Below are 23,272 nucleotides of genomic sequence, written 5' to 3'. Positions count from 1 at the left end.
GATGGGAGCCCGGGCACTGCCCGGGATTCCGGGAACCGCCAGGGATGGAACCCGATCACCCGCCGAACAGGTGATAAACCAAAAACCCCATGCCGATGCCTGTGACGATCCCGCCACAGATTTCGACCAGGGTATGCCCCATGCGCTCGCGCAGCGCGATGTGGCCGGTCGTTTCGATGGCCAGGCGGTTGATCGCCGCGGCCTGGCGGCCCACGTGCTGGCGCAGGCTGTTGGCGTCGATCATGACGATGAAGGCGAGCGTGACGGCCACGCCGAAGGCCGGATGATCCATGCCCTCGCGCAGCGCGATCAGGGTCGCCATGCTGGTCACGACCGAACTATGGTTGCTGGGAAAACCACCATTCCCAACCAGGTTGAAGGCCCAACGCCGCTGGCGCGCGCTGTTGATCAGGAACTTGATCGGGCCGACGACCAGCCAGGTCAGGAAGGGGGTGAGGAAGTAAGCGTAGTCCATGGAATCCTAGTCAAGGGAGATGCGAGGTAGGTGCGAGGGTCGATGCATATGTCGGGCGGGATTATCGCAGAAGCAATGCTAAGTTGGCATATTTGTCGAGGCAGCCAAAGCGGCACCCATCGCGGCATTCGTTGACGCGTTCATCGCAGCATCGTCAAGACGGAAATCAAGCGCAGTAGATGGCGGCCTGCGCTGCGCCACCCCGCTTAAGCTACGGTTAAGATTGTTGAAACTGTGGCATTTCAACCAACGAATCGTATTTCAATACTCGACAAGGATTTTCACATGCGGCATTTCAGGATATCCATCATCGTCACGGTCGTGCTGATGATTCTGGCCGGCTGGTGGGGCTATGAACGCGGCGGCATGGCGGGCCTGGCGAGCGCCCTCTGGATCACGGCGGTGCTGGGCGTGCTCGAAGTCTCGCTCTCCTTCGACAACGCGGTCGTCAACGCCTCGGTGCTGCGCCACTGGAACGAATTCTGGCGCAAGCTCTTCCTGACGGTCGGCATCCTGGTCGCCGTGTTCGGCATGCGCCTGCTGTTCCCGCTGGTGATCGTCTCGGTCGCCACCGGCCTGGGCCTGATCGACGTCTGGAACATGGCGATCGAGACGCCGGACGAATACTCGCGCCACCTGACCGAGCACCATGCCGAGGTCTCGGCCTTCGGCGGCGCCTTCCTTATGCTCGTGTTCCTGAACTTCCTGTTCGACGACCAGAAGGAACTGCACTGGCTCGGCTGGATCGAGGAAAAGGTCGGCAAGTACGGGTCGGAAGGCCTGGCCACCCTGCTCACCCTGCTGGCCGTGTTCTTCGCGATGACCCTGATGCCCGAGGCGCGCAAGCTGCCGGTGCTGATCGCCGGCGTGACCGGCGTGCTGATCTATATCGCCGTGAACTGGATCAGCAGCCTGCTGGAAGAAGAGGAAGAAGACCCGACCATCGGCAAGATGATTTCCCAGGGCAGCATCGGCGGCTTCCTCTACCTGGAAGTGCTGGACGCCTCGTTCTCCTTCGACGGCGTGATCGGCGCCTTTGCGATTACCAACGACGTCGTCATCATCATGCTGGGCCTGGCGATCGGCGCCATGTTCGTGCGGTCGATGACGGTGTTCCTGGTCTACAAGGGTACGCTGCAGGAATTCGTCTACCTCGAGCACGGCGCGCACTACGCGATCGGCATCCTGGCTTTGATCATGTTCGCCAACGTCCACTACCACATCCCCGAATGGTTCACGGGCCTGTCGGGCCTGGCCTTCATCGTGGTCTCGCTGTGGTCCTCGGTGCGGCACCGCAAGCGCGCCGAGCTGGAAGCGTCGCCCGACAAGGCGGAGATCGCCTGAACGGCAGCGCCCCGGCGCCGCGCTTAAGCTGGACTTAAAGCGCGGCGCCGGCGCGTCCTGCCATTTTGACAATCGGGGCGCGCGTGGCAGAATGACGCCACCGCGCCGCCGAGCGCCTTCTTCCACCCTTCATTCCACCATCACTTCGACACCATGCCGAAAGCCCTGCCCCAACGCGCCATCGCCATCCTGCTGTCCCTCGTCGCCGCGCTCGTCGTCATCGGCGGCATTTATACCTGGTTCACGTTGACCTGGTCGTACTCCGAGGGCACCCGCGCCGGCTACCTGCAGAAGTTCTCGAAAAAGGGCTGGCTGTGCAAGACCTGGGAAGGCGAAATCCTGCTCTCGAGCATGCCGGGCGCGATTCCCGAGCGCTTCGCCTTTACCGTGCGCGACGACAGCCTGGTGCAAAAGCTGCAGTCGACCATGGGCCAGCGCGTTGAGATCAGCTACGAGCAGCACAAGGGCGTGCCGACCAGCTGCTTCGGCGAAACCGAATATTTCGTGAACAGCGTGAATACGGGGCCGGTGTCGCCGGTGTCGCCAAGCGACGCGCCGAAAACGGCGCAATGATATGTAGGCCGAATCAGATGTAGGGTGGACGGGTACCCCGTCCACGCATGGAATCGGCGCAAAACGATAGAACGCGGATAGAACGCGTGGACGGGAGACCCGTCCACGCTACATCATTCCCCGCCGTTCTTCCGCTGGTTCATGATCACCTCGGCCAGCCTGGCCGCCGCCTGCTGCGCCGACGGCTGCTTCTTGAGCCGGCCCAGCACTTCGCGGGTGATGTTTTCCGATGCGGTGCGCTGGCGCGCCTCGGCCTGGCGCTCGTTCATGGCGTCCTCGGTCGCCGCCAGCTCCACCGCCTGTTCCGACAGGCGCTTCGTTTCCAGTTCCAGCAATTCGCGCCGGGCGTCGGCCATCTGCTGGGTAGTGGCGGCGGTGCGGCGCTGCATCTCGGCGTGGGCCTGGGCGTGTTCCAGCAGCGCGCGCTGGGCGTCGCGCTTTTCGAGCGCCGCCTGCGCCGCGGCGCCTTCCGCCAGTTCCTGCTCACGCGCCAGGCGCGCCGCTTCTTCCTCGGCTTCCATGCGCACGCGCGCGGCCAGCGCCGCTTCCTGTTCGGAAGCCAGGCGCGCCGCCGCGGCGGCGTTCGCGCGCGTGTCGGATTCCAGCTGTTCCTGCTGCGCCGCCAGCTGCTGCTCGGCCAGCGCCAGCGCCTCGCGCCCGGCCGCGACGGCCTGGCGTTCCGCCTCCAGCGCCGCTTCGGTAGCCGCCAGGCGCGACTGTTCCAGCGCCGCGCGTTCAGCCTGCAGGCGCGCCAGTTCGGCTGCGGCATCGGCCTCGGCTTGCGCCGCCGCGGCCGCCGTTTCTTCCTGCGCGGCTTCCTCGAATACCTTGGCCGCTTCGATGCGCTGGGCTTCCAGCGCCGCCTGCCGGGCGTGCAGGACGCGCTCTTCGGCCTCGCCCTGCTCGCGCAGCAGCGTCGCCTGGGCCGCCTCGGCTGCGGCGCGCGCGCCGGCGGCTTCGGTCAAGGCGCGTTCGGCCTGCAGGCGTTCCTGCGCGTGAATAAGCGCGGCGTTCTCCGCCTCCACGCGGGTGCGCTCGGCGGCGGCCAGCGCTTCGGCTTCCTGCGCGCGGCGTTCGGCCAGCTCAGCGGCCTGCTGTTCCTGCTCCAGGGCTTCGGCGGCCAGCGCCAGTTCCGCCTCCTGGGCGGCATTGGTGCGGGCGCGGGCGTCGGCCGCCGCTTGCGCCTGGGCCACGCGCTCCTCGGCCAGCGCGCGCGCGCGCTCCTGTTCGCGGGCCTCGACTTCGGCCGCCAGCGCGGCCGCGCGGTCGGCCTCGGCGCGCCGGCGGGCGTGTTCCGCCGCCGCCGCTTCGGCCCCCACGCGCGCCTCGACTTCCAGGCCCGCCTCGTGTTCGGCTTCGGCGCGCGCCAGGGCCAGTTCGCGCAGCTTGCGGTCGGCCTCGATGCGCGCTTCGGTGGCGGCCGCGATGCGCGCCTCGGCTTCCCGCCGCGCTTCGGCGGTGGCCGCCGCGGTCTGTTCGAGACGCTCGCGGTGGATGGCGGCGTCGCGCAATTCCTTTTCCAGCTGCAGGCGCGCGCGCAGGGTGTCGGCGGCGACGCGGGTGGAATCGGCCTGGGACTGGGCGATCGATTCGCGCTCGTGTTCGACATGGGCCAGCGCACGCGCTTCTTCCAGGGCGCGCGCTTCGGCGGTGGCGCGGGCAAAGGCCGAGGCCAGCGCGACCTGGTCGGCGCGCTCGCGCTGCAGGGCCAGTTCCAGCGCCTCGGCTTCGACCTGCGCGAGTTTTTCGGCGGTCTGGCGCGCGGCCTTTTCGGCGCGCTCGCGTTCGCGCGCCAGCACGGCCACACGGGCGTCGGCGCTGGCGCTGTGCAGCACTTCCTCGCGCGCGGCCTGCACGGCGGCGACGCGTTCGGCCGCCTGGCGGCGTGCTTCCTCGGTTTGCAGCAATAAATCTTCGGCGGCGCGCGCGGCTTCCTGCGCCATCGCCGCTTCGGCTTCCATCTGCTCGGCGGCGCGGCGGCGCGCTTCGTCGGCCGCGCGCGCACGCGCTTCGACCGCCAGGCGCCCTTCGGTATCGGCCTGGACGCGCGCGCGTAGCTCGGCGGTCTCGATGCGCATCGCTTCCAGGCGCTCGCTCGATGCCTGGGCGGCGGCGCGCAGGGTTTCCAGGCGGTCGCGATTGAGTTCGATGACTTCTTCCGAAGCCTGGGCATTGGCCAGGGCCGCGGCGGCGGCGGCGCCGTCGAGGGCGGCGCGCTCCTCGGCCAGCGAACGCGCGCGCGCCTCGGCGTGGGCGCGCGTCTCGGCGGCCACGTTCGCCTTGGCCTCGGCTTCCACACGCGCGATGGCTTCCTTGATCGCCATCTTCTCGACCGCGCCACGGTCGGCCGGCGCAGCCGCCGATGCGGCCGGCGCCGCTTTTGAAGCAGGCAGGTCGATGGTGAAGTAGGTATCGTCGTGTGGTACTGGTTCCATGGTCGTTCTCGGGTTGGTGCAGGCGCTAGGCGGATGCTAAGTTCGCTGACTCATTATCAACGAAACCCGACAATCATGGCACGCCGAACTGCGCGATGAAATCCGCGCAATTCGAGGCTTAAGGATGAGCTCAAATTCAGCTGAGCTCAAATTCGGATGAGCTCAACTGTGGATGAACTCACACCGGCCACAGGGGCGGCTCGTCCATCAGGGCGATCTGCTCGCGCAGCTCGAGAATCCGATCCTGCCAGTAGCGCTGCGTGTTAAACCAGGGAAAGGCCGCCGGAAAGGCCGGATCGTCCCAGCGCATCGCCAGCCAGCCCGCATAATGGATCAGGCGCAGGGTGCGCAGCGCCTCGACCAGGTACAACTGGCGCGGATCGAAATCGCAGAAGTCCTCGTAGCCGGCCAGCACGTCGCCCATCTGGCGCACCATCTCGTGGCGCTCGCCCGAGAGCAGCATCCACAGATCCTGGATGGCCGGGCCCATGCGGCTGTCGTCGAAGTCGACGAAATGGGGGCCGTCGCCCGTCCACAGCACGTTGCCGCCGTGGCAGTCGCCGTGCAGGCGCAAGGAGGGCAAGGCGCCCGCGCGTTCGTAGCAGCGGGCGACGCCCGCCAGGGCCTGCTCGACCACGCTGGCCCAGGTCGCGCGCAGCTCGTGCGGGACGAAATCGTGCCGGCGCAGGTAGTCGAAGGGTTCGCGCCCGAAGGTCTGCGGATTGAGTTCGGGCCGCAGCGCATACGGTTTGACGGCACCGACGGCATGGATGCGGCCGATGAAGCGGCCCATCCATTCGAGGGTATCGGGGTCGCCCAGTTCCGGCGCGCGCCCGCCGCGGCGCGGGAAGACGGCAAAGCGGAAGCCGTCGAAGCTGTGCAGGGTGCTGCCGCCGATCTCCAGCGCCGGCACCACCGGGATCTCGTGCGCGACGAGCTCGGCGACGAAGGCGTGTTCTTCCAGGATGGCGGCGTCGCTCCAGCGCTCGGGCCGGTAGAACTTGACGACCACCGGCTCGCCTTCGTCGCGCCCGACCTGGTAGACCCGGTTCTCGTAGCTGTTCAGGGCCAGCAGGCGGCCGTCGCCGTACACGCCTACACTGTCGACGGCGTCGAGCACGTGCTGCGGATCGAGCCGCGAGAACGGGTGCGCCGCGGTTTTTTCGGAAGAAATAGACTCGTTATGCATAACACCATTGTACGGCGCGACGCGTTATTTCGTACGCTTCACACCGTCCAGGCGTTAAACTGGCGGACTTCACGAATCGAACGCCCCATTTTTAAGAGCACACCATGCAACTCGAACAGCCCCTCAGCGAAAAAGAATTCGACGAACTCGACCAGTTCCTCCTCTCCGAGCGCAGCCCGGAAGACGCGATGACGATGGACACCCTGCACGGCTACCTGACCGCGATCGCGATCGGCCCGGAAACCATCATGCCGGCCGAATGGCTGCCGCGTGTGTGGGGCCAGGACGGCACCGCCGCGCCCACCTGGAAAAACGCCAAGGAAGAAGAACGCATCCTCAACCTGATCATGCGCTTCATGAACGAAGTGCTGATCACCTTCGAGGTCGCGCCAAAGGAGTTCGAGCCGCTCTACTGCGAGCACGAGCACAATGGCCAGACCCTGATCGACGCCGAGGCCTGGTGCTGGGGCTTCTGGGAAGGGATGGAACTGCGTCCGGGCTCGTGGGAGCCGATCTGGGAGTCCGATGTCGCCGAACTGATGCGTCCCCTCTACCTGCTGGGCGCCGACGAGATCGAGGAAGAAGAGCTGCCGCTGGTCGAAGACCCCGTCAAGGCACACCAGCTGGCCCTCGAGATCGAGGCCAACCTGCCGGCCATCTACCGCTACTGGCTGCCGCTGCGCAAGGCCGCGGTGGAGACCGTGCGCCACGAGACCCCGAAGGTCGGACGCAACGACGACTGCCCTTGCGGCAGCGGCAAGAAGTTCAAGAAGTGCTGCGGCGCAGAGCAGGCCTGAGCACTGCCGACCTGAGCACGGTCACATAAGGGGGGCGCGTCCTCGCCACCGCCCCCTCCCGGCATATTTTCCTTGCGGCCCCGCGCTGCGATCCATGCTTGGTCGAACGCCGCAGTGTCATGCAAACGTAGACAAACATGTCTACTCCAGGTATGGTCGGCAGCATCGCCATTCAAGGAAACCTCGATGCGCCACGCCGCACGCACCTGGAGTCTGGGACTGTTCATGTCGGCCATGCTGGCCGCGCCCGCCCTGGCCGATTCGCGCAGCTTCCTGCCCTGCACCGGCCCGCGCGATCCCCTGCCCTGCCTGCTCGAAGGCGCCGAGCCGGATCGCTCCCGGCTCCCCGCAGCCGGCCCGGCGGCCTGGGTCAGCGGCGATCGTCTGGTGATTTCCTGGGTGGGCGAGGCCGACGAGGTGCGGGTGGTCGGAAACATCCAGTTCCCGGGGCCGCTGCCGCAGGTGGCGCCGGGTCTGTTCCAGGCCGTACTGCAGTACCCGCAAGCGCAGCGCACGCGCATCCAGCTGCGCTTTGCCGTGACGCGCAGCGGCGACACCGAAGTCACGAAGACGCCGACCGAACTGGCCGGCCTTGAAGCGTTCGCGCTCCTGCGCGATGGCGACATCGCGCCGCGGATGCAGGATTTCGGCGCCGGCCTGCCGCGGGCGCGGGTCTGGCTGCCGCCCGGCTACCGGGCCGGCGTGCGCTACCCCATCCTCTATCTCGCCGACGGCGGCATGATGATTCCCGGCGCCTGGCTGACCGAGCCGATCCGCCGGGGGGAACTGGCGCCGCTGATCGTGGTCGGGGTGGAGTACGCAGCGGCGGGCCAGGAAGAGCGCGACACCCGCAGCCTCACCTACCTTGGCGCGCCCGGCGGCGGGCCGGCGCCCGCCTTCCTGGCGCACGAGCGCTTCCTGCTCGATACCGTCATCCCGATGGTCGAGAAGACGTATGGTGCGCCGCCCGAACGGCGGCTGCGGGCGATCGGCGGCGCTTCGAATGGCGGCGTGTGGACGGCATCGATGGCCCTGCGCAATCCCGGCTTGTTCGGCACCGCCTTCGTGATGTCGCCCGGCGTGCGCCCGTACCAGCATGGCGCAGCGCGCTCCTCAGTGCGCTTTTACGTGTCCGCGGGCGACCTGGAACCGGCGTTCCGCTGGGCCGCGGGCTGCCTGGCCGGCGACATCGTCGCGCGCGGCGGCGTCGCCAGCTTCGCCACCTACCCGTCCGGCCACGACTTCTGGATGTGGGGACGCGTCCTGCTCACCAACGCGCGCGACTGGCTGGCGCCACGACAAATGCCGGCCGTTCCCGCGGCGCTGCCGGCAGCGAACTGCGCGACGCCGCGCCGCTGACTCCCTGCCGCTTAGCCGGCGCTCTGCAGGCCCTTCGCCGATTCGATGGCGTCGATCACGCAGCGATACAAGCCATGCAGGGAGGCCAGCTCGTCGTCGCTCATGAAGCCGATCAGGAACTGCTTCTGGATCGTGCGCCTGATCTTGCCCGGCTTGCCCACCAGGTCGTTGTAGCGCTCGACGAGACGGGCACGGCGCATGGCGTCCTGCGGCGCCGCAGGCGCGAATGCGGGCGGGATAGGCGGCATCTCGAAATATTTGTCGGACATGATGATGGTGCTGGACGGTCGCTCGGGATCGATTGCTGCTGGCGCGCGGTAGAAATCAGCCCAGTGCCAGCTGCCGCACGGGCGCGGCCAGCGTCTGCGCCACATCGCCGGGCAATGGACGGACATGGCCGTCCGCGCTGTCGAGTTTGAACGTACTGACCAGGCGCGCCAGCGCGGCCGCCTGCTCCTCCAGCGCGCCCGCGGCGGCGGCCGCTTCTTCCACCAGCGCGGCGTTCTGCTGAGTGACGTCGTCCATCTGCGTGATCGCGGCATTGACCTGCTCGATTCCCAGGGTCTGCTCGGCGCTCGCGCTGGCGATCTCGGACATGATGCCGGTGACGCGCGCGATGCCCTGGACGATTTCCTGCATGGTGGAGCCGGCCTCCTCGACGAGCTGGCCGCCGGTTTCCACCTGGCTGACCGAGTCGGTGATCAGGCTGCGGATCTCCTTGGCCGCGGCTGCGGAGCGCTGCGCCAGATTCCGCACTTCCGACGCAACGACGGCAAAGCCACGGCCCTGCTCGCCCGCGCGGGCCGCCTCGACCGCGGCATTGAGCGCCAGGATGTTGGTCTGGAAGGCGATCCCGTCGATCACGCCGATGATGTCGGCGATCCGCTGCGACGCGGCGTTGATCGACGCCATCGTGCCGACCACCCGGGAGACGACCTCGCCACCGCGCGTTGCGATGTGCGAGGCGTTCTGCGCCAGCATATTTGCCTCGCGTGCATTGTCGGCGTTCTGGCGCACCGTACTGGTCAGCTCTTCCATCGAGGACGCGGTTTCTTCCAGCGAACTGGCCTGCTGTTCGGTACGGGCCGACAGATCGAGGTTGCCGGCGGCGATCTGCTGGGACGCGGTCACGATGGTATCGGTGCCGGCGCGCACTTCGGACACGGTTTTCAGCAGGCTTTCGTTCATGCTTTTCAGCGCGGACAGCAGCACGCCGACTTCATCCTTCGACGCCACCTGGATCTCAGTACTCAGGTCGCCGGACGCGACCTTCTGGGCCAGCCCAACGGCCCGGGCCAGCGGACGGGTAATGCTGCGGGTGAGCAGCACACCCAGTCCCACGCCGCAAGCCAGCGCGAACAGCCCGAGCCCCAGAAGGAAAGTGCGCGAACCTGCGTGCACCGCGTCGATGCGTGCATTCGCCGCCTGGAACAGACTGTCCTGGTATGCGACGACCTGGTCGACCGAGGCAAGGTATTTTTTCAGTTCGGGCAGCAGTGTCGCGGCGACGGCTGCCTTGAACGCATCGTCCGCGCCGCCTTCCGCCTTGCGCTTGAACAGGTCGTTGCGCACCGTGCTGTACACCTTGCGCTGCGCCGCAACGGCACGCAGGTTCGCCTTGCCCTGTTCACTCGAGACCAGGCCTTCGAGTTCTTCCTGCAGCTTGCTGACCTGGGCGCTAACTGCTTTCATTTCGCCGTCGAGAACCTGCTCTTGCGCCGGGTCGGTGCTGTTCGCCTTTGCCAGGGTGCGCACGCTGTTCGTTGCGATGCCCTCGCGCCAGGCGGCGGCAAGCTTGGCCTTGTGATTGGCTTCCACCATCGCCGTCTTCGCCTCGGCAATGCGGTCGAGCTGGCTCAGGGCGCCGAACAACACGACGCCGAGCAGGACGAGGAGGATGGCGAAGGCGCTGGTGAGACGCGTACCGATCTTGAAATTCGAAAGCTTCATGGTGTGGTCAACCGTTCTGAATAAGCAGGGGCTATATGCAGACCAGAACCGGACACACATAGCAGACGCTTTTGAGAGTAACGCTAATACATTGCGCTTCCTCAACTAAATCGATAAAAACGATCAAATCATAGTGAAGCTTGTAAGAAAAAGTGGCTGTGCTGCAACGGTTTGATATCAAGGAAATATGCTTTCCCAGGATGCCGACGCGTTTCCCCACGAGGTCAAACTTGTCGAAAAAATTTACACTAAGAATATTTAAATTCCCCTATGCATTGCTAAGTTACTGATTGATAACAAAATTTACATGTTGGCATAAAACGTGCTTATACGAAACTGTCATTAACCAAACAATAATTTCCACATGAAATTCACCAACATTCTCGCCGCCTTCGCCTTAGTTGCTTCGGGCACTGCCAACGCCACCATCGTCACCGCCCAAGACGACTTCAATACTGCCGCCAGCGGCTGGAAGGACGGTTGGACGATCTTCATGCCGACCGACGGCAAAGCTGCTCCCGCGTCGATCGCCAACGGCGCCCTGGTCTTCACCGGCAATCATAACAACGCGGCAGTGCGCACGCTGGCGCAAACGATGGTGTCGGACATCTTCGTCAGCTTTACCGTGCAGTACGACGGCGCCTCGCTCGAAGGCAACGACTTTCTTGGCTTATGGTTCGGCAACAGCAAGAGCACGGCTTCCCTGGCCGACACGGATCACACCAAGGGCCCAAGCATCGGTCTGAAGGCCAACTGCGGTGACACCAACGTCAACACAAGCTGCACCACCGACCTGTTCGTACGCACCAGCGGCAGCGCTGGCCCCTTCCTGCCGGGCAGCAACCTCCAGAAAGGCCGTAGCTACGAAGTGTCCGGTCACCTGTACAAGTCCAACGACAAGGCCGGCAGCAGCTATGACCGCTTCGAAGCCTGGTTCAAGGACATGGAAACCAAACAAGTCTCTTCCGTGTTCAAGACCACGGGTGCGACCGGCCTGAGCGCCGTCGATACCCTGGGCTTCCGTTCGGCGAACATCGATAAGAACCTGGTCGTCTCGATCGACTCCCTGCGCGTCTCGGAAGTGCCGGAGCCGGGCAGCCTGGCACTGATGGGCCTGGCGCTGGCCGGATTCGCCGCCGCGCGCCGCCGCCAGCGCGGCTGACCAGCTTCGCAGCAACAAGCCTGGCAGCGGCCAGGCTTGCACATAACAGGGAGTCCCGAACATGAGCAAGATCATCAAGGCGATGCTGGGCGTCTGCCTGGCCGCTGCCGGCGGTGCCGCATCGGCCGTGCCCTTCTACGTCACCCACGCGTCGCTCGACCCGCAGTCGGGTTATGGCGATGAGTTCTGCGAGAGCACCCTGATTTGCGGGCCGTCGAAGCTGGATGTGGAATTCTCGACCAGCAACTTCAGTGCCAAGGCATTCAGCCTGGCGAAGGTGGGCGACAAGTACAGCTTTACCGTCGGCCGCGTCAAGTTCCAGGAAGACGATGCCTGGGGCCTGTTCACGACCTACGGCATCACCGGCAAGGAGCTCGACAATCTCGGCGTGTCGCTCGACCTGCGCTTCGCCATGCCGGGTGCCGCCGTGAACACGGTCAAGGCGACCGGCACTGCCTACCTCGGCAAGATCGGCGATAGCGCAGTGGACTACAAGCTGAGCTGGGATCCGCTGACCTACGGCTTCGGCCAGGGCGGCAGCTACACCATCTCGCTCAACACCCTGTCCTTCACCGACACCAGCTCGTCCTGGCGCGACCTGACGGCAACCGTGACGCTGAAGACGAACGAAGTACCGGAACCGGGCAGCCTGGCCTTGCTGGGCCTGGGCATGCTGGGAGTCGGCGTCATGCGCCGCAAGGCGAAGTAAGACCGCCGCCCTGGCGGCATCGAGGCCCGCGGTGCTTCGGCCCGCGGGCTTTGTCGTTTACGCTGCCACCACGGCCAGCGCGGGCGGCACAGGCTGTGCATCGGCCGCGCCGCGCGTCGCTGCGGAAGGCGCGTCGAAGTCGTAGCCGCCGGCCTCGTGGATCTCCCAGGCGCCATCGCCCAGCAGGTGCAGCACGTGAGTGTGGTGGCGCAGCACGGCGGCGCGGTGCGCGATGCTGATCAGGGTGGTGCCGCCGGCGCGCAGGCGCGCGTAGAGCGAGGCTTCGTTGGCGCTGTCGAGCGCACTGGTCGCTTCGTCGAGGATGACGACGCCGGGCCGGTGCACCAGCACGCGGCCGAAGGCGAGGCGCTGCTGTTCGCCGACCGACAGCAGCTTTTCCCAGTCCTGCACGGCGTCCAGCCCGCCCACGCGCTCGGCCAGGCGCGGCAGGTGCACCTGTTCCAGGATCTCTAGCAGCTCCTCGTCGCCGAGACTCGAAGTCGCGCTCGGGTAGATCAGCTGGCTGCGCAGGGTGCCCGGCTGCAGGTAGGGCTGTTGCGGCAGGAAGAAGCATTCGTCCAGGGGCGGATGCTGGATCGTGCCGCTGCCCCGGTCCCACAATCCCGCGATCGCACGCAGCAGCGAGCTCTTGCCGCAGCCGCTGTCGCCGGTGATCAGGAGCGCGTCGCCCGGCCGCAGCACCAGGTTCAGCTCCTTGATCAGCACGCGTTCGGACTGCGGCGGATGCAGGGTCAGCCCTTCCAGCGCGAGGTGGGCGCCGGGACGCAGGGCGATGCGCGCCGGGTTCTCGTTCGCATCGGGATCGGACGCCAGGTCGGGCAGCACCAGCCGCGACAAGGTCTGCAGGCGGTCGATGCCGGCCACGAAGCGGCTCAGGCTCTCGAAGTTATCGACGATCACGCCCACGGCGCCGAGCACGGCGGTGAACGCCCCGGCCGCCTGGATCGCGCGCCCCACTTCCAACTGGCCCGAGAGCACGCCGTCGGCCAGGATCACGCCCGGCAGCACCAGGGTCAGCTGGCTGAAGGCGCGCTGGAACAGGTTCAGCGAGCGCTGCTTCCTGATCAGCCGCGCGAAATTCTGGAACACCTCCTCGAACTTGCTGTCGATATGGGCGCGTTCCTGCGCCTCGCCGCGGTAGAAGGCGATCGATTCGGCGTTTTCGCGCAGGCGCATCAGGCTGAAGCGGAAATCCGCCTCGCGCCGCAGCTGCCAGAAATTCAGCCGGATCAGCGGCGTGCCGAACACGTACAGCGCGATCACGGTGCCGACGACGGCATATGCGACCAGCACGCCCACCAGCAGGTGGGAGATCGACCACAGCACGGCGCTGAAGGCGACCAGCTGCATGAGCGAACCGAGAAAAATCAGCAGGAAGTGGATCGAGCGGCCGGTGAAGGTGTTAACGTCCTCGCTGATGCGCTGGTCGGGGTTGTCGATCCCGCTGTCGGCGCCGAGCGCATAGTATTTGCGCCCCTTCAGGTAGCCGTCCAGGAAGCGCCCCGTCAGCCAGCGCCGCCACTGGTTGGCGAAAAGGTCGCGCATGTAGTAATAGAAGGCGTACACCGGCACCGCGAAAGCCAGCACGTACAGGCAGGCCCGCACCGATGTCCAGAAGCGGTCGCGGTCCTTGCCCGCCAGCGCCGAGGTCATCTCGCCGGCCTGGTCGTTGAGCATGACGGCCAGCTTGGTCTCGACCAGCATCAGCACGATCAGGAGCAGCAGCAGCGACCACGCTTTCTTCTTCTGGTCGCCCAGCCAGTAGGGTTTGGCCACGTGAAGGAACTGCTTCCAGGCGGCGAGGGACAAGGGGGCGGCCCGGGGTTTCTCTTCGGGTTCCGCCGGATTGTCATTCGGTGCTGCGTCGGTGGTGGCGGAGGTCGGCATGGTGGTTCCTGAGTGCTTTGTTACCTCCCAGAATATGACCGTGCACGTGTTCGTTCAGTGCGGAAACATACATAGCGCCGCCGTTCGCAACAGCGGCTAGGCTGCGCTCTCCAGGCGCTCCTCGCACAGCGCCGCCAGCAGATCCGACTGGCTCACCAGGCCGACCATGGCGCCCTCGGCGTCGATGATCGCCACCTGGTGATAGCCCTTCTCGCTCAGCAGCGGCACCAGCCGCGCCAGCGGCGCGTCGGTCGCCAGGGCGACCACGCGCTGCTGCATCGCGTCCTGCACGCGCGGCCCGGCGCCCGGCACCAGCGCGCGCAGGCGCGCACCCCAGCCGACCTGGCGCAGGATGTCTTCCTGGGCCAGCACACCGCGCAGGCGGCGCGTTTCGTCCAGCACCGGCAGCGACTGCAGGCGATGGCGCAGCAGCAATTCGCGCGCATGGGCGAGCGAGTCGCGCGGCGCGACGAACACGATCCGGGTCGACATCAGTTCGCCGCAGGTGCGCTCCTTGAAATGGCGGTGCAGCGCCAGCTGGCGCGCGTCGTCGACAATCGCCAGCAAGTCGTCGCGGCTCACGTCCAGCACTTCGCCGTAGCGGCTCAGTGCCGCTTCCAGGTCGTCCTCGGTGATGCCCAGGCGCGCGGCCGGCGTCGGGTCGCCGGTGCCGTGCACGTTGCGGTCGGCCGCGTGCTGGGCATGCGGATAGCGGCGCCCGGTCAGGTTGTTGTAAAGGATGGCGGCGAGGACGATCAGGGTCGAGTTCAGCGCCACCGGGCTGAGGGCGAACAGCCAGCCGGCCTGCTGCACCGCCTGCCCGCCCAGCACGGCGGTGAGCGCGACGGCGCCGCCCGGCGGATGCAGGCAGCGCAGCGCGAACATGGCGGCGATCGCCAGGCAGCCGGCCAGGGGCGCGGCCAGCAGCGCGTCGGGAATAAAACTCGCGCAGGCCACGCCGATCAGGGCCGAGACCGTATTCCCGCCCACCACCGACCAGGGCTGGGCCAGGGGGCTGGCCGGCACGCAAAACAGCAGCACGGCCGAAGCGCCCATCGGCGCGATCAGCCAGGAGGCCAGGCCGGGCGCCAGCACGTGGGTGAGCAGCGCCGTGACGAACAGGCCGACACAGGCGCCGATGGCCGCGCGGACACGTTCGGGAAGGCGGGCGGGGAAAGGCTCGGGCAGGAAGCCGTGCAGCCATTGGCGGAATGTTGCGCGCATAACACTTTGTGAAGCAAAGAGTGCAATTACACCACAAGCATGTTTCGCCTGCAGGACGCCAGCCTGGCGCTGCCGACACACGCCGTCTCACATCGTCAAATTCGGCAAATGCGCGTTCGCGCACGGACGACCGGCCTTCCTTCTGCGAGCCTGTACGGGCGATCACGGGTGGCGCACCGCGCCGCGTGATGTCAAATTCGATAAAAAGGAGTTCCCGATGAAAAAAGCCCTGCCCCTCACGCTGCTTGCCGGCGCCGCCCTCCTCCTCGCCGCCGGCGCGCGCGCACAGCCGCCCAAGGCCGAACCGCACATGCAGAAGGTGCTCGATGCCCACGCGGCCTTGAACCCGAAGCCGATCGAGACCCTGACGCCGGAAGAAGCACGCAAGCAGCCCACGCCGGCCGACGCCGTCAAGAAAGTCCTCACCGATATGAAGCGATCCACCGCGCCGGAGCCGGGCGTGACGGTCAAGACGATGACGGTCGGCAGCGGCGACGCCAGCTTCCCGGTGCACATCTATACCCCCGAAGGGAAGGGCCCTTTCCCGGTGATGGTGTATTACCACGGCGGCGGCTTCGTGATCGCCGACACGAAAGTCTATGACGCCAGCCCGCGCGCGCTGGCGAAGATGGCGAACGCGATCATGGTGTCGGTCGACTACCGGCGCGCCCCGGAACACCCCTTCCCCGCCGCGCCGAACGATGCCTTCGCCGCCTACCAGTGGACGATCGAGCATGCGCGCGAATTCAACGGCGACCCGATGCGCGTCGCGGTCGGCGGCGAGAGCGCGGGCGGCAACCTGGCGACCGTGGTGTCGATGATGGCGCGCGACAAGAACGTCGCCCTGCCCGTGCACCAGCTGCTGGTGTATCCGGTGGTGAACGACGACATGAACACGCCTTCGTACCGCAAGAATGCCGAGGCCAAGCCGCTCAACAAGGCCATGATGGGCTGGTTCTTCAAGCACTACGGAGGCGACCCGAAGAATCCCTATGCGCTGCCGATGAAGGCCGCGTCCCTGAAAGGCCTGCCGCCGGCGACCATCGTCGCGGCCGAGATCGATCCGCTGCTGTCCGAAGGCAAGGCCTATGCGGATCGGCTGAAGAAGGATGGCGTCGCCGTGGAGTACAGGGAGTACAAGGGCGTGGCGCACGAGTTCTTCGGTATGGGCGCGGTGGTGCCGAAGGCGAAGGAAGCGGAGCAGTTCGCGGCCGACGCCTTGAAGAAGGCGTTCGCGGCGAAATAAGCAGGAGCGGCCGCATGGCGCCGCCGCCCTGCGGCCGGCCGCACAAGGGTGGAGCCGGAACCCCACGGCCGGCTCGGCCTTGATGTACGATATCCAACCCTGCCATTTCGACCACAACATCTTCACGGAGACCCCATGAAACGCACCGCCCTGTCCCTGCTCCTGGCCGCCTTTGCCGCCGCCCCGTCGTTTGCCGCCGCGCCGATGGCGAAAACGCCGGCGCCCGGCTATTTCCGCATGATGCTGGGCGACTTCGAGGTGACGCCGCTGTCGGACGGCACGGTCGACCTGCCGGTCGACAAGCTGCTGACGCAAAAGGCCGACAAGACGAACGCAGCGCTGGCCAAGGCGCACCTGAAGGCGCCGCTGGAAACCTCGGACAATGCCTTCCTGATCAACACCGGCAGCAAGCTGATCCTGATCGACACCGGCGCCGGCGTGCTGTTCGGGCCGACGCTGGGCAAGCTCCTGGCCAACATGAAGGCGGCCGGCTACAGCGCGGAACAGGTCGACGAGGTCTACCTGACCCACATGCACAGCGACCACCTGGGCGGCCTGCTGGTGCAGTCGAAGATGGCCTTCCCGAACGCGACCGTGCGTGCGGCGAAAAAGGAAGCCGACCACTGGCTGAGCCAGGCGAACATGGACAAGGCGCCGGAAGACGGCAAGGGCACGTTCAAGAACGCGATGGCCGCGCTCGACCCGTATGTGAAAGCCGGCAAGTTCAAAACTTTCGAGGGCGACGTCGAGGTCTCGCCCGGCATCCGCGCCCAGGGCGGGCACGGCCACACGCCGGGCCACACCACCTTCGTGGTGGAGAGCCGCGGCCAGAAGATGGTCGCGATCGGCGACCTGATCCACGTGGGCGCGGTGCAGTTCGAGGATCCGGCGGTGACGATCGGCTTCGACGGCGACCAGAAGGCGGCCGCCGCCGCCCGTAAAAAGCTGTTCGACGCGGCTGCCAAGGATGGCGCGCTGATCGGCGGCGCCCATCTGCAGTTCCCGGGCCTGGGCTACCTGCGCACCGAGGGCAAGGGCTACCGCTGGATCCCGGTCAACTACACCCAGATGCGCTAAGGTGGCGAGGCGTCAGGCGCGGCGCCGTTCGGATGCGCCGCCGCGGCGCACCTGCGCCAGCAGGGCATCAAGCGCCTCGATCTCGACCGGCTTGACCAGGTGATGGTTGAAGCCGGCCGCGAGCGCCGTGCGCCGATCCTGCTCCTGGCCGTAGCCGGAGACGGCGATCAGTATGCAATGCGCCGTTTCCGGCTGGGCGCGCAGGCGCCGCGCCAGTTCGTTGCCGTCGATGTCGGGCAGGCCGATGTCGAGCAGGCAGGCGTCCAGCCGGGCGCCGCGCGCCAGCTCCAGCGCGCGCAGCGATTCGTGTTCGATGAAGACTTCGTGGCCGGCCGTTTCCAGCAGCAGCGCCAGCGTCGTGGCGGCGTCGACGTTGTCGTCGACCACCAGCAGGCGCAGGCCGTCGGCGGGCCGCGCTTCCCCGATCGGCTGCGCGGCGCCAGGTGCGAGCACCGACGCCAGCGGCAGCGTCACGGTGAAGGTCGAGCCCAGCCCCAGCCCCGGACTGGCGCAAGTGACGGTGCCGCCATGGAGCTCGACCAGGTTGCGCACCAGCGCCAGGCCCAGGCCGAGGCCGCCCTGGGAACGATCCGAGCTGCGCTTGGCCTGGGTGAACAGGTCGAAGGCGCGTTCGGTCAGTTCGCGTTCCATGCCGATGCCCTCGTCGCGCACCACCAGCACCAGCTTGCCGTCCACGGCCTGGGCGCCAACCTCGATCGCGCGGTCCTCGGGCGTGTACTTGACGGCATTGCCGAGCAAATTCGACATCACCTGCACCAGGCGCGCGCGGTCGCCCTCGACCACCAGCGGCACGCTCGGGTAGTGCAGCGCCAGGCGCTGGCGCCGCGCCGCCAGTTGCGGGCGTACCTGCTCGATGGCTTCGTCGACGATGCCGCGCACGTCGAGCGGCACGCGTTCGAGTTCGATCAGGCCGCGCGTCACGCGCGAGACGTCGAGCAGGTCGTCGACCAGGCGCGTCATGTGGCGCACCTGGCGCCCGATGATGGCGCTGCTCTGGCGCACCCGGGTTTCGTTGAGCGAACCCATGTCGAGCAGCATGGCCGCCGCGCTGATCGGCGCCAGGGGATTACGCAGCTCGTGGGCCAGCATCGCCAGGAACTCGTCCTTGCGCTGGTCGGCTTCCCTGAGCTTTTCCTCGGCGCGCTTGCGGTCGGTGATCTCGCGGAAAAAGATGGCGACGCCGCCGTCCTGGGTCGGATAGGCGCGGATCTCGTTCCAGCCCTCGCGCCCGTCGATCGGGTTCAGGGGATGCTCGACGGTGCCGGCGACGCGCTCGTTCATGGCCCGGTGCAGCATCGCGCCGGCCTCCGTGCCCTCGACCTCGGGAAACAGTTCCCAGTGACTGCGGCCGATGACCTGGTCGGCCGTCAACCTGCAGATGCGCAGGCCTTCGGCATTCATCTCCAGCATCGTCCAGTTGCGGTCGGCCAGGCCGAAGCCTTCGCCGATGGTGTCGAAGATGTAGCGGCTACGGTCGCGCTCGGCGCGCAGCTCGGCCTGGGCGCGCGCCGTCTCCAGCGCGCCCCAGGTGCGCTCGGCCGTTTCGCGCGTGAAGCGCACGTCGGCATCGAGCCAGTGATACGGCGCGGCGCGGTTCAGGCTGAGGAAACCGGCCAGGCGCCCGCCGCGCATCAGGGGCACGGTTAGCACCGCGGCCGCCCCTTCTGCACGGAAGATCGTGCGGCAGTCGACGAAGCGCGGATCGCTGTCGATATCGCCGGCGACCAGCGTTTCGCCCGCGCGCGTGAGCGCGGCGATGGTCGGGCCGAAGCCATCGAGCGGATACACCTGGCGCGACAATTCCTGGGCGCCGCCGGCGTTCCACTGGTGGCGCACGGTAAAGGCACGGCCGGCGTCGTCCACCTCGGCATAGGTCACGCGGCTCAGGCCCAGTTCTTCAGCCAGCAGGGCGCTGGCCGTGGCCAGCACCTCGTCGGGAGAGCCGAGTGGACGCAGGGCATTGGACAATCTGAGTTCGATCGCGGCGCGGCGCTCGGACTGCACCCGGCTGGTGGTCTCGATGACGGTGCAGTACATGCCGGCCACCGCGCCCGTCCCGTCGTGCAGCGGCGAATACGAGAAGGTGAAATAGCCCTGCTCCGGAAAACCCTGGCGCACGACCGTCAGCGGCAGGTCTTCGTGGAAGGCCGACTTGTTCGACAGCGCCTGGTCGATGATCGGCACCAGCTCGCTCCAGATTTCGGCCCAGATTTCCCGGAAGGGCTGGGCCAGCGCGGCCGGATGCTTGGCGCCGAGAATGACGGCGTAGGCGTCGTTGTAGAAGAAGCGTAGATCCGGCCCCCAGGCCACGAACATCGGAAAGGACGAATTGAGCGCCATGCGCACGGCGGTCGCCAGCTCGGCCGGCCAGGTGTCGGGATGGCCCAGCGGACAGCTGCGCCAGTCATGCGCCGCGAACAAGGCGCGAACACCGCGCAGGGGTTGGGAGGGGTCGGTGGGGAGGAATCCAGGCATGTGCGGATTGTCCCACAGTTCATCGGCGTTCCCGAGCACGAATTGCTCGGGAACACTGCCGATTGTCGTTTTTACAGCGTGTGCATCACAGCTTGCGGGTTAAAGCTTGATGAAGTGCTCGCGGTAGTATTTGAGCTCTTCGACCGACTCGATGATGTCCGCCAGCGCCGTGTGCTTCTGATGCTTCTTGAAGCCCGAGGCCAGTTCCGGCTTCCAGCGGCGGCACAATTCTTTCAGGGTCGACACATCCAGATTACGGTAGTGGAAGAAGGCTTCCAGCTTCGGCATGCCGCGCGCCATGAAGCGGCGATCCTGGCAGATCGTGTTGCCGCACATCGGCGACTTGTTCGCCGGAACGAAATTCTTGAGGAAGGCGATCAGGGCGACTTCGGCATCGGCTTCGGTCACGGTCGAGGCGCGCACGCGGTCGATCAGGCCGGACTTGCCATGGGTGCCCTTGTTCCAGTTGTCCATCTTGTCCAGGGTTTCGTCGGACTGGTGGATGGCGAACACGGGGCCTTCGGCCAGCACGTTCAGGTGCATGTCGGTGACGACGACGGCGATTTCGATGATACGGTCGGTATCCGGATCGAGGCCGGTCATTTCCATGTCGACCCAGACCAGGTTCATCTCGTTGGGACGCTGGGCGGTGGATGCTGGGCTAGCCGGGACTGCGGAATCGGTTGGGTGTGACATAATTCTCTCTTTGCCTAATCAATCCTGCATTTTCTCACAGGCACGGAATGTCTTCACTCGCGTTTTCGGTTTTGTTCGTCGTCTTCTTCCTGCTCACGCTGGGCTTGCGCTTCTGGCTGGCCAACCGCCAGATCCGCCACGTACTGCGCCGCCGCGACGCCGTGCCCACCGAGTTCGCGTCCAAGGTGTCGCTCGAGACCCACCAGAAGGCAGCCGACTACACGGTGGCGAAAACCCGCTTCGGCATTGCAGCCCTGCTCTGGAGCGGCCTCGTCCTGGTCGGCTTCACCCTGCTCGGCGGCCTGCAGGCCATCTCGAACGCGCTGCTGCACCTCGCCGGCCCGGGAATGCTACATCAGATCGCGCTGATCGCCGCGTTCGCAATCGTCTCAGGCCTGCTCGACCTGCCCTTCGAGTACTACCGCCAGTTCGTGCTGGAAGAGCGCTTCGGCTTCAACAAGATGAGCGTCAAGCTGTGGATGGCCGACATGGTGAAAGGAACGCTGGTCGGCGCCGCCATCGGCCTGCCGCTGCTGTGGGTGGTGCTGACCCTGATGGCCTCGGCCGGTTCGCTATGGTGGTTCTGGACCTGGCTGGTGTGGAGCGGTTTCCAGCTCCTGATGATGGTGCTCTACCCGAGCGTCATCGCGCCGCTCTTCAACAAGTTCACGCCGCTGTCCGACGAAAGCCTCAAGTCGCGCATCGAAGGCCTGATGGCCCGTGTAGGCTTCGCATCCAAAGGCCTGTTCGTGATGGACGGCAGCCGCCGCAGCGCGCACGGCAACGCGTATTTTTCCGGCTTCGGCGCGGCCAAGCGCATCGTCTTTTTCGACACCCTGATCGAGCGCCTGGCGCCGCACGAGATCGAAGCGGTGCTGGCCCACGAACTCGGCCACTTCAAGCTGCGCCACATCGTCAAGCGCATCGTCGTCATGTTCGCGCTGTCGCTGGCCTTCCTCGCGCTGCTGGGCTACCTGAAGGAACAAAGCTGGTTCTACACCGGCCTGGGCGTCATGCCCATGCTGGGGGCGCCGAACGACGCCATGGCCCTGCTGCTGTTCATGCTGGTGCTGCCGATCTTTACCTTCGTCCTCGGGCCGCTCAGCGCCATCAGCTCGCGCAAGCACGAGTTCGAGGCCGATGCCTTCGCGGCAAAGCACAGCGATGCGAGCCACCTGGTCTCGGCCCTGGTCAAGATGTACGAGGACAATGCCTCGACGCTGACGCCCGATCCGCTGCACTCGGCCTTCTACGATTCGCACCCGCCGGCCTCGGTGCGCATCGCCCACCTGAACGGAGCGGCGGCGTGAGCCTGCTCGACCAGCACTGCACCCACGGCGCGCCGGCCCTGGACGCGCCCGAGCTGGCCACCCTGCTCGCCCAGCTGCCGCAGTGGCGGCTCGACGGCAATCGCATCGTGCGCAACTACGAATTTACGAACTACCACGAGACCATCGCCTTCGTGACCGCGCTGGCGGCGATGATCCACCTCGAGGATCACCATCCGGAAATGCTGGTGCGCTACCGCCACTGCAGCGTCGCCTGGACGACGCACTCGGCCGGCAACGTGGTCTCCATGAACGACATCCTCTGCGCTGCGAAAGCCGACGCACTCTACGACGAACGGACACGCGCATGAACGCAAAAACGAGCCTGACCGGCACCATCATCGCGGCGCACGGGCGCCACTACCTGGCCGACGTGAACGGCGAAAAATTCCAGTGCGTCACGCGCGGCAAGAAGACGAACGTCGCCGTCGGCGATGTGGTGCACCTGAAGCAGACCTCGAACGACCAGGCCGTGATCGAAGAGATCGCCGAGCGCCAGACCCTGCTCTACCGCTCGGATCAATACAAATCGAAGCTGCTGGCGGCGAACATCTCGCGCCTGTTCATCGTGATCGCCACCGAGCCCGGCTTCGCCGACGACCTCGTCTCGCGCTCGCTGGTGGCGGCGGAAGCGGCCGGCATCGAGGCTCACCTCATCCTCAACAAGACCGACGTCGAAGAGCTGCTGCCGCGCGCGCGCGAACGGGCCGGCGTCTATGCGGCGCTCGGCTATCCGGTGCACGAGGTCTCGGCGCGCGCCAATCCGGAGCATGCACTGGAAGTACTGCGCCCGCTCCTGGCGGGCCAGTCCTCGATCTTCATCGGCCAGTCGGGCATGGGCAAGTCCTCGCTCATCAACTTGCTAATTCCGGATGCCGACATCGCCGTGCGCGAAATCTCCGCTGCGCTCGACACCGGCAAGCACACCACGACCTTCACGCGCCTGTACTGGCTGCAAGGAGAGGGTGAAGGCGCTGCGATCATCGATTCGCCGGGCTTCCAGGAATTCGGCCTGTACCACCTGTCCGAGGGCATGCTGGAGCGCGCCTTCGTCGAATTCAAGCCCTATCTCGGCGGCTGCAAGTACTACAACTGCCGCCACCTGGCCGAGCCGCAGTGCGCGGTGCTGACGGCCCTCGCCGAAGGCAAGATCGCCAAGCACCGCCACGAGCTGTACGGCCAGCTGCTGCACGAGTCGGCGCAGACGCTGTATTGATGGGGTCGATAACCCGGCACGCGTTATGAATACGGTGCATAACGCGGCCGTCCGGTAGCGCTTTCCCTAGCGTCAAGCGAAACCCCTT

20 protein-coding genes are annotated in these 23,272 nt (G+C 66.4%); 11 read left to right on the top strand and 9 right to left on the bottom strand.

What is annotated here, in order from left to right; all coding sequences use genetic code 11:
* Positions 1 to 55: 55 nt before the first annotated feature.
* Complete coding sequence (locus ASF77_RS12045) at positions 56 to 475, bottom strand: divergent PAP2 family protein (RefSeq protein ID WP_056339367.1); 420 nt, start codon at positions 473 to 475, stop codon at positions 56 to 58.
* Between the two features lie 285 nt (positions 476 to 760).
* Here ASF77_RS12045 and ASF77_RS12040 point away from each other — a divergent pair, with 285 nt between their 5' ends.
* Positions 761 to 1,819 (top strand): DUF475 domain-containing protein, encoded by a 1,059-nt coding sequence (locus ASF77_RS12040; RefSeq protein ID WP_056339365.1) that lies wholly within the window; start codon positions 761 to 763, stop codon positions 1,817 to 1,819.
* A 153-nt stretch (positions 1,820 to 1,972) separates the two neighbouring features.
* Complete coding sequence (locus ASF77_RS12035; RefSeq protein WP_056339363.1) at positions 1,973 to 2,392, top strand: hypothetical protein; 420 nt, start codon at positions 1,973 to 1,975, stop codon at positions 2,390 to 2,392.
* Between the two features lie 113 nt (positions 2,393 to 2,505).
* Here the strand turns inward: ASF77_RS12035 and ASF77_RS12030 are convergent, their stop codons facing one another.
* Together ASF77_RS12030 and ASF77_RS12025 are read right to left on the bottom strand one after the other, a co-directional pair.
* A complete protein-coding gene (locus ASF77_RS12030) occupies positions 2,506 to 4,827 on the bottom strand; it encodes a hypothetical protein (protein ID WP_056339361.1) in 2,322 nt (773 codons plus the stop codon).
* 178 nt (positions 4,828 to 5,005) lie between these two features.
* Positions 5,006 to 6,016, bottom strand: a complete 1,011-nt coding sequence (locus ASF77_RS12025) for a serine/threonine protein kinase (RefSeq protein ID WP_056339359.1) — start codon at positions 6,014 to 6,016, stop codon at positions 5,006 to 5,008.
* A 104-nt stretch (positions 6,017 to 6,120) separates the two neighbouring features.
* Between ASF77_RS12025 and ASF77_RS12020 the strand changes: the two genes are divergently transcribed.
* Entirely contained in the window at positions 6,121 to 6,813 is a 693-nt protein-coding gene (locus ASF77_RS12020) for a UPF0149 family protein (RefSeq protein ID WP_056339357.1), read from the top strand.
* A 186-nt stretch (positions 6,814 to 6,999) separates the two neighbouring features.
* Complete coding sequence (locus ASF77_RS12015) at positions 7,000 to 8,172, top strand: esterase family protein (protein WP_056339355.1); 1,173 nt, start codon at positions 7,000 to 7,002, stop codon at positions 8,170 to 8,172.
* A gap of 11 nt (positions 8,173 to 8,183) precedes the next feature.
* On the opposite strand, the gene ASF77_RS12010 is transcribed toward ASF77_RS12015, so the two are convergent.
* The gene (locus tag ASF77_RS12010) at positions 8,184 to 8,441 is read right to left on the bottom strand and encodes a hypothetical protein (RefSeq protein ID WP_056339353.1); all 258 of its coding nucleotides are present in this window, start codon (positions 8,439 to 8,441) and stop codon (positions 8,184 to 8,186) included.
* 55 nt (positions 8,442 to 8,496) lie between these two features.
* A complete protein-coding gene (locus ASF77_RS12005) occupies positions 8,497 to 10,122 on the bottom strand; it encodes a methyl-accepting chemotaxis protein (RefSeq protein ID WP_056339351.1) in 1,626 nt (541 codons plus the stop codon).
* Positions 10,123 to 10,486: 364 nt separating this feature from the next.
* Here ASF77_RS12005 and ASF77_RS24915 point away from each other — a divergent pair, with 364 nt between their 5' ends.
* Together ASF77_RS24915 and ASF77_RS11995 are read left to right on the top strand one after the other, a co-directional pair.
* Entirely contained in the window at positions 10,487 to 11,284 is a 798-nt protein-coding gene (locus ASF77_RS24915; protein WP_056339349.1) for a PEP-CTERM sorting domain-containing protein, read from the top strand.
* Positions 11,285 to 11,345: 61 nt separating this feature from the next.
* Positions 11,346 to 11,993, top strand: a complete 648-nt coding sequence (locus ASF77_RS11995) for a PEP-CTERM sorting domain-containing protein (RefSeq protein WP_056339347.1) — start codon at positions 11,346 to 11,348, stop codon at positions 11,991 to 11,993.
* A gap of 57 nt (positions 11,994 to 12,050) precedes the next feature.
* Here ASF77_RS11995 and ASF77_RS11990 read toward each other — a convergent pair whose 3' ends face one another.
* Together ASF77_RS11990 and ASF77_RS11985 are read right to left on the bottom strand one after the other, a co-directional pair.
* On the bottom strand, positions 12,051 to 13,901 hold the full coding sequence (locus ASF77_RS11990) for an ABC transporter ATP-binding protein/permease (protein ID WP_082493734.1): 1,851 nt from the start codon (positions 13,899 to 13,901) through the stop codon (positions 12,051 to 12,053).
* A gap of 96 nt (positions 13,902 to 13,997) precedes the next feature.
* On the bottom strand, positions 13,998 to 15,125 hold the full coding sequence (locus ASF77_RS11985; RefSeq protein ID WP_056339346.1) for an HPP family protein: 1,128 nt from the start codon (positions 15,123 to 15,125) through the stop codon (positions 13,998 to 14,000).
* A gap of 217 nt (positions 15,126 to 15,342) precedes the next feature.
* Between ASF77_RS11985 and ASF77_RS11980 the strand changes: the two genes are divergently transcribed.
* Positions 15,343 to 16,371: an alpha/beta hydrolase gene (locus ASF77_RS11980; protein ID WP_200934166.1), complete on the top strand. Its 1,029-nt coding sequence runs from the start codon at positions 15,343 to 15,345 to the stop codon at positions 16,369 to 16,371.
* Between the two features lie 135 nt (positions 16,372 to 16,506).
* Positions 16,507 to 17,448, top strand: a complete 942-nt coding sequence (locus tag ASF77_RS11975) for an MBL fold metallo-hydrolase (RefSeq protein WP_056339344.1) — start codon at positions 16,507 to 16,509, stop codon at positions 17,446 to 17,448.
* 12 nt (positions 17,449 to 17,460) lie between these two features.
* On the opposite strand, the gene ASF77_RS11970 is transcribed toward ASF77_RS11975, so the two are convergent.
* Together ASF77_RS11970 and orn are read right to left on the bottom strand one after the other, a co-directional pair.
* A complete protein-coding gene (locus tag ASF77_RS11970; protein ID WP_056340349.1) occupies positions 17,461 to 19,944 on the bottom strand; it encodes an ATP-binding protein in 2,484 nt (827 codons plus the stop codon).
* A gap of 99 nt (positions 19,945 to 20,043) precedes the next feature.
* Positions 20,044 to 20,574 (bottom strand): oligoribonuclease, encoded by a 531-nt coding sequence (orn, locus tag ASF77_RS11965; protein WP_056339343.1) that lies wholly within the window; start codon positions 20,572 to 20,574, stop codon positions 20,044 to 20,046.
* Positions 20,575 to 20,687: 113 nt separating this feature from the next.
* On the opposite strand from orn, the gene ASF77_RS11960 reads away from it, so the two are divergent.
* From ASF77_RS11960 to rsgA, 3 genes are read left to right on the top strand one after another with little or no spacing between them, the layout of a single operon-like run.
* Positions 20,688 to 21,950: a M48 family metallopeptidase gene (locus ASF77_RS11960; protein WP_056339340.1), complete on the top strand. Its 1,263-nt coding sequence runs from the start codon at positions 20,688 to 20,690 to the stop codon at positions 21,948 to 21,950.
* Positions 21,947 to 22,279, top strand: a complete 333-nt coding sequence (locus ASF77_RS11955; protein WP_056339338.1) for a 4a-hydroxytetrahydrobiopterin dehydratase — start codon at positions 21,947 to 21,949, stop codon at positions 22,277 to 22,279. The genes ASF77_RS11960 and ASF77_RS11955 overlap by 4 nt, the downstream gene beginning before the upstream one ends.
* Positions 22,276 to 23,184, top strand: coding sequence for a ribosome small subunit-dependent GTPase A (gene rsgA, locus ASF77_RS11950; protein WP_056339336.1), 909 nt, complete (start codon positions 22,276 to 22,278; stop codon positions 23,182 to 23,184). The genes ASF77_RS11955 and rsgA overlap by 4 nt, the downstream gene beginning before the upstream one ends.
* The last annotated feature ends 88 nt before the right edge of the window (positions 23,185 to 23,272 follow it).

Origin of the sequence: Massilia sp. Leaf139 (genome assembly GCF_001424165.1) — a bacterium.
Taxonomy (GTDB): Bacteria; Pseudomonadota; Gammaproteobacteria; order Burkholderiales; family Burkholderiaceae_D; genus Telluria.
This window is presented reverse-complemented; position numbering and strand designations above follow the sequence as displayed.

Bases quoted from the DNA above. Each gene is read 5' to 3' on its own strand.
- ASF77_RS11985 (WP_056339346.1), bottom strand. From the start codon at position 15,125: ATGCGCGCAACATTCCGCCAATGGCTGCACGGCTTCCTGCCCGAGCCT.
- ASF77_RS12020 (WP_056339357.1), top strand. From the start codon at position 6,121: ATGCAACTCGAACAGCCCCTCAGCGAAAAAGAATTCGACGAACTCGAC.
- ASF77_RS12035 (WP_056339363.1), top strand. From the start codon at position 1,973: ATGCCGAAAGCCCTGCCCCAACGCGCCATCGCCATCCTGCTGTCCCTC.
- ASF77_RS11975 (WP_056339344.1), top strand. From the start codon at position 16,507: ATGAAACGCACCGCCCTGTCCCTGCTCCTGGCCGCCTTTGCCGCCGCC.
- ASF77_RS12005 (WP_056339351.1), bottom strand. From the start codon at position 10,122: ATGAAGCTTTCGAATTTCAAGATCGGTACGCGTCTCACCAGCGCCTTC.
- orn (WP_056339343.1), bottom strand. From the start codon at position 20,574: ATGAACCTGGTCTGGGTCGACATGGAAATGACCGGCCTCGATCCGGAT.
- ASF77_RS24915 (WP_056339349.1), top strand. From the start codon at position 10,487: ATGAAATTCACCAACATTCTCGCCGCCTTCGCCTTAGTTGCTTCGGGC.
- ASF77_RS11980 (WP_200934166.1), top strand. From the start codon at position 15,343: ATGAAAAAAGCCCTGCCCCTCACGCTGCTTGCCGGCGCCGCCCTCCTC.
- ASF77_RS12030 (WP_056339361.1), bottom strand. From the start codon at position 4,827: ATGGAACCAGTACCACACGACGATACCTACTTCACCATCGACCTGCCT.
- ASF77_RS12015 (WP_056339355.1), top strand. From the start codon at position 7,000: ATGCGCCACGCCGCACGCACCTGGAGTCTGGGACTGTTCATGTCGGCC.
- ASF77_RS12045 (WP_056339367.1), bottom strand. From the start codon at position 475: ATGGACTACGCTTACTTCCTCACCCCCTTCCTGACCTGGCTGGTCGTC.
- ASF77_RS11995 (WP_056339347.1), top strand. From the start codon at position 11,346: ATGAGCAAGATCATCAAGGCGATGCTGGGCGTCTGCCTGGCCGCTGCC.
- ASF77_RS12010 (WP_056339353.1), bottom strand. From the start codon at position 8,441: ATGTCCGACAAATATTTCGAGATGCCGCCTATCCCGCCCGCATTCGCG.
- ASF77_RS11990 (WP_082493734.1), bottom strand. From the start codon at position 13,901: ATGCCGACCTCCGCCACCACCGACGCAGCACCGAATGACAATCCGGCG.
- ASF77_RS12025 (WP_056339359.1), bottom strand. From the start codon at position 6,016: ATGCATAACGAGTCTATTTCTTCCGAAAAAACCGCGGCGCACCCGTTC.
- rsgA (WP_056339336.1), top strand. From the start codon at position 22,276: ATGAACGCAAAAACGAGCCTGACCGGCACCATCATCGCGGCGCACGGG.
- ASF77_RS12040 (WP_056339365.1), top strand. From the start codon at position 761: ATGCGGCATTTCAGGATATCCATCATCGTCACGGTCGTGCTGATGATT.
- ASF77_RS11960 (WP_056339340.1), top strand. From the start codon at position 20,688: ATGTCTTCACTCGCGTTTTCGGTTTTGTTCGTCGTCTTCTTCCTGCTC.
- ASF77_RS11970 (WP_056340349.1), bottom strand. From the start codon at position 19,944: ATGCCTGGATTCCTCCCCACCGACCCCTCCCAACCCCTGCGCGGTGTT.